Origin of the sequence: Roseateles sp. 22389 (assembly GCF_052044995.1) — a bacterium.
Taxonomy (GTDB): domain Bacteria; phylum Pseudomonadota; class Gammaproteobacteria; order Burkholderiales; family Burkholderiaceae_C; genus Roseateles.
Genome location: NZ_JBQEOF010000055.1, coordinates 1 through 304 on the forward strand (window position 1 = coordinate 1; position 304 = coordinate 304).

Sequence of the window (304 nt, forward strand, 5' to 3'; positions counted from 1 at the left end):
GGATCGAGCCACCGGTAGGTGATGCAATTCATCGTGAAACCCCATGGGGAACCCGACGATTAGCACCGGCGTACCCAAGCCGATGTCCCGTTCCAGCTCCGGCATCTCTTCGGAGGGAAAGGCGTGCCAGACCGCCTTGTCCGGCATCTGTTCCCGTCGGAGCTTGAGAGTCGAGACGTCGACGTCTCCCGCCGCGTCCCTTCCCTGTCTCCACGCTGCGGTGCCCGCTTCATACAGAGGAAGGGCAGCACTCGCGACTGTCGCCAGATTGTTGCCGTCCGTATGGAAATCAACCTGTATCAGA

At 60.9% G+C, this 304-nt stretch carries 1 pseudogene; it reads right to left on the bottom strand.

Annotation, left to right across the window (positions count from 1 at the left end):
* Positions 1–304: pseudogene (locus ACTJKJ_RS27330) on the bottom strand (serine protease); the annotation flags it as partial.